The sequence below is a fragment of the Methanooceanicella nereidis genome, from assembly GCF_021023085.1.
GTDB lineage: Archaea > Halobacteriota > Methanocellia > Methanocellales > Methanocellaceae > Methanooceanicella > Methanooceanicella nereidis.
Genome location: NZ_PGCK01000021.1, coordinates 1 through 4,718 on the forward strand (window position 1 = coordinate 1; position 4,718 = coordinate 4,718).

Annotated in this window: 5 protein-coding genes; 2 read left to right on the forward strand and 3 right to left on the reverse strand. The window is 47.4% G+C overall.

The annotated features are described in order from the left end of the window. Positions 1–452: 452 nt before the first annotated feature. Positions 453–1,643 (forward strand): bifunctional 5,6,7,8-tetrahydromethanopterin hydro-lyase/3-hexulose-6-phosphate synthase, encoded by a 1,191-nt coding sequence (locus tag CUJ83_RS15460; RefSeq protein WP_369424449.1) that lies wholly within the window; start codon positions 453–455, stop codon positions 1,641–1,643. Between the two features lie 31 nt (positions 1,644–1,674). Here CUJ83_RS15460 and CUJ83_RS15465 read toward each other — a convergent pair whose 3' ends face one another. Then, complete coding sequence (locus CUJ83_RS15465) at positions 1,675–2,052, reverse strand: GxxExxY protein (RefSeq protein WP_230743369.1); 378 nt, start codon at positions 2,050–2,052, stop codon at positions 1,675–1,677. Between the two features lie 156 nt (positions 2,053–2,208). Next, a complete protein-coding gene (locus CUJ83_RS15470; protein WP_230743370.1) occupies positions 2,209–2,892 on the reverse strand; it encodes a hypothetical protein in 684 nt (227 codons plus the stop codon). A gap of 221 nt (positions 2,893–3,113) precedes the next feature. Here CUJ83_RS15470 and tpiA point away from each other — a divergent pair, with 221 nt between their 5' ends. After that, entirely contained in the window at positions 3,114–3,773 is a 660-nt protein-coding gene (gene tpiA, locus CUJ83_RS15475) for a triose-phosphate isomerase (RefSeq protein WP_369424450.1), read from the forward strand. Here the strand turns inward: tpiA and CUJ83_RS15480 are convergent. Next, the gene (locus CUJ83_RS15480; RefSeq protein WP_230743372.1) at positions 3,766–4,254 is read right to left on the reverse strand and encodes a metal-dependent hydrolase; all 489 of its coding nucleotides are present in this window, start codon (positions 4,252–4,254) and stop codon (positions 3,766–3,768) included. The two genes, tpiA and CUJ83_RS15480, sit on opposite strands and share 8 nt — an antisense overlap. Positions 4,255–4,718 lie beyond the last annotated feature (464 nt).

Sequence of the window (4,718 nt, forward strand, 5' to 3'; positions counted from 1 at the left end):
CTAAAAAAGACACCAAAACACAAAAAACACCAAACACCAAACAACAACACAAACAAAAAAACACACAAAAAACAAAAAAACACAACCCCTAACCAAACAACCACAAGCAAACCAACGGAACTACTGGACTCAAGGGTACACCAGTTTTCACCACGAAGTGCGCAAAGGCGAATAAGGTACACAAATTTTTTATATAATAATTATTTTTAAAAATCTCCTTTGTGAACCTTCGAGCCCTTAGCGCCCTTTGTGGTGGAAACTGGTGTACCCTTGTGCCCCTTGTGCGCTTTGTGGTGGAAACTGGTGGCCCTTATCCGCCTTTGTGCGCCTTATGGTGAAAAATGTTGATATTAATAAAACAATGAATTTTAGGGCAAACGTTTAGTACCCTTACGTCATACTGCTAAAGTTTATAACTGATAAGAGTATAGATGCCCATTGAGGTAGAAACTTTGTACCTGATCGGAGAAGCACTTATAGGCGAGGGTAACGAAATAGCCCACATCGACCTTATGATAGGCGATAAGAACGGGCCCGTCGGAATGGCCTTCGCTAACGGAATGACAAACTTATCAATGGGGCACACACCCCTTCTCGCTGTCGTTAGACCTAACCTTATACCAAAGCCCGCAACGCTCATCGTGCCGAAAGTCACGGTCAAGAACATGGCACAGGCCGGGCAGATATTCGGCCCCGCGCAGGCCGCGGTCGCAAAGGCCATAGCCGACGCGGTAGAGGAAGGCGCAATACCAAAGGACATCTGTGAGGACGTCGTAATCATCGTCTCGGTCTTCATCCACCCCGAGGCAGCGGACTACACGAAGATATACAAGTACAACTACGGAGCCACCAAGCTTGCGCTGACAAGGGCGATGGACAAGTTCCCGAGCGTGGACAAAGTGACATACGAGAAGGACAGGGGAACTCACCCGATAATGGGCTACAAGGTCACCAGGCTCTGGGACCCGCCATACCTGCAGGTAGCGATCGACACCACGGACTTCGGCGTCGTGGAAAGGGTAATTGCGAACGTCCCGAAGAACGACCACCTGGTCATAGAGGCAGGCACCCCGCTCATCAAGCAGTTCGGCCTTGACGTCATCAGAAGGATGAGGGATCTCAAGAAGGACATGTTCATAGTAGCCGACCTTAAGACGCTGGACACCGGCAACCTTGAGGCCAGAATGGCAGCCGACGCGACCGCGGACGCAGTTGTATGCTCCGGACTGGCGCCGGTGGCGACCATCGAGAAGTTCATAGAGGAAGCACGCAAGGTTGGCATCTACTCTATCATCGACATGCTCAACGTCCAGGACCCCGCGAAGCTCATATCCCAGCTTAAAGTCAAGCCGGATGTCGTAGAGCTTCACCGCGGTATTGACACCGAGGGCGGTAAGGCTGAGCACGCATGGGGCAACATCGCTGAGATCAAGAAGGCTGCAGCTGGCAAGAAGCTGTTAGTCGCGGTGGCGGGCGGTGTCCGTGTGGAGAATGTCGAGACTGCGCTGAAGGGCGGAGCGGACATACTGGTAGTAGGAAGGTCCATCACCAACGCCAAGGACATAGAGGGCGAGTCCCGCAGGTTCTTACAGGCGATGAAGAAGGACGAGATCGACCAGTACCGCATAATGACGGACTTCTAAGGAAGAGCTAAATGCTCTCCCTTTTACCTTTTTAATAAACCATCACTTTTTTGAAGCAGTCATTAAAATCCTCGTAGTAAAAATTCAGTAACAAGCCCATGCTTTTCCCCGCATGTTTCAGGTATGACCTCAGGATGGCAATGTCAAGGTTCGTTGTCGGACCGTCGCTTTTTATCTTCACGAGTAAAGTGCCATCGACAAAGAAGTCTACAAAAAAGGCTTTTTCCATCACGACATCCTCATATCGTGCAGGGAACCATGCTTTCTGGACGACCGATAATCCCCTCTTTTTCATTTCTTTTTTAAGAGGCTTTTCATAAACTTCTATTAAAAGCTCCGAGCCCAGTTCTTTATGCACTTCGCCCGCAGACTCTATCACCTTATCAGCTAACGGTTCAATGGCTTTCATCGACGCTATCCTTTCAGCATATGGTTCTAATATCTCGATAGTATCATCTCCGCAATTTATTTACTAAATATTGAAAATAATACTAGATATACTTATTTACATTTTTAACAAAAATATACTCTAAACATTCAAAAAATAGTGCAGGGATAGAGAGTTCTATCCCCAGTCTATCAGTTCGAGGGTAGATGTGTGATCATCGGATACGGATGTTATCTTTAAAGGTACCGGTATGTCATCATGAACCCAGACCCTCACGTCGTTCTTCGTATCACTCTGGATATATACTTCAACATCCTCGAAGGCTCCCATCGGGACGATGACCGGCTCAACGCCTATCAGCTCATACCTGTTATTGCCCATAGAGAGCGTCGGGTCATCTACTGCCAGCTCACTGAATTTTCCGGGGAGGTCGCTCACCGGGACTTCAAGGTCGAACTTAATGCCGGAAGCGTTGCCATACATGTGCGCGTTTAAGACATTCCTTGTCGAAAGGTCGTAGTAATACTCAAGTATCATCTCTCCTTCTTTGCTGGTAGTGCTCATGTTGACGTGCTTTGCCGGGATCCCGTTATAGGTCGTGTTATAATACTCGAAACGGACGTCGCTGATGTATGTCTGCGAAGGCCTTTCCCTATCGGTGCTCACAAGCTTATACTCGAACCATGAAAAATCTTCAGGATCAAAAAGCTCGTCACCGTAAACGATCTTCCCCGTGCCTGCAGGCACAGGCGTGACGACCGGCCTTACCACGTCCGGCATATTACAGCAGCATACGCATCCTGAGAACGCCAGGAAAAGAGCGACTATTAATATCATAGGTATTAGTTTCTTCATATTCATCTATTCACCAACCATATACTCGTCTGTATTCAGGATTAAAAACAAATTGTTTACAAATCACGCCGCATTGCCATAATTCCCGATAGGCAGGCGAAAGTCCTGATATATTATCGGTATATGCTTAGGCCTATATTGGTGCAATTAATATCTGTCCATCTTTTTTGAAAAATTTAGAAAACGTTAATAGCCGGGAATACAGACATAATATTCTGGTAATGATCATGAAGAAGCCTATCATCATCCTTAATTATAAGACTTACACGGAAAGCCTGGGAGACAAAGGGAGAGAACTGACCTGGGCGGCTCGCGATTTGATGAGAGAGACGGGGATACGCATAATAGTATGCCCGCAAACGCCCGAACTGCATCATCACAAGGGATATGACATAGAGGTTTTCGCACAGCATGTCGATCCTATAGAGCCGGGAAGCCACACAGGACATGTATTGCCCCAAACGCTCCAGGCATGCGGTGTCACCGGGTCTCTGATAAACCACTCTGAGGACAGGATGCCAGCCGAGAAGATCAAGCAGTGCGTCGAGATCCTCCGCAAGCTGGGTATGACTTCCATAGTGTGTGCCGAGAGCATCGAAAAGGTCAAGGAAGTCTCCGCGTTCAAGCCCGACTTCGTCGCAATAGAGCCACCCGAGCTTATAGGAAGCGGAATACCCGTATCAAAGGCCGATCCTGACATAGTGACAAAATCCGTGGAAGCAGTCACCGACCCGAATGTTAAGGTGCTGTGCGGAGCCGGCATATCCAAAGGCGAGGACGTCAAGGCGGCTCTTGAGCTCGGGACTGTCGGAGTATTACTGGCTTCCGGCGTGGTTAAGGCAAAAGACCCGAAAGCCGCGCTGAAGGACTTAGTGACCTTCACCTGATGATGCCGTAGTAGATAAGCGCCATCAGTACGCCGGCCACTAAAAACGTATAGTTTATCACCGTGCTTGAGCCGTTAAACCATCGCGGTCCCCTCATCCTGTTATCGAAAGGCCCGTAAAACGGCACTCCTTTTTTTGTCAGCGAGTCAAGCAATACATGTGACAGAGTAGCGCTGAACATAGCAAGCGTCATGTAATGCGAAAGAATTCCCGCCTTTAATACCGAGCTAAAGAATATGTAAGTCATTATCGTGGCCGCTATTACTGTCGTAAGGCTATGAGTTATCCACGTGCGGTGAAATATGCCCCACAGGAATTTGTTGTCCATATCCGGTTTTACCGACATCGCCGCTGCTATGGCCGCTGCGACGGCTGAAAGCCCCAAAGCCTGGACAGAATCGACTCCTGCAGTGGTCACGTACAGAGTCCCGTAAAACAATAAAAGGGACCCTCCGAAATGGCCAGTCCTGTTAATATCCAATCCCCGGGGTATTTACGACTTAATGAAAAATAGATTTTTTCCTTTAATTTTAATATAGTATGATGTTTTTACGTTGTGCCTGTCGGATGGCAGGTAGGCACGTAATTTCACAGAAACACGGAAACACAAAATTTTTTATACGATTTTTTTAAGGGCTCTAAATCACAAAAAATACTCACGAAACCTCTAAGGCTCAAGTATCACTGTCAACGCTCTAATATCCCTAATGCTCGGCTCAACGCACTAACTTCTCTAAGTCACCAACTCTAAAACAAGGCCCGAATACTCTCCAAGGGCACGAAAGTTGGCGGTGTCCGGGGTTTTCTGTAAAATATATTTTTTTAGCTCCTGTCTTTCTAGTATTCGTTTCTTTCGATTTGTATATGTTTTTTGTCCGTGACAAATTCTTCGTTTATGTCCATGAGCATGGAAACCACGACTCTGAGTACTGATTGGTCGTTGGG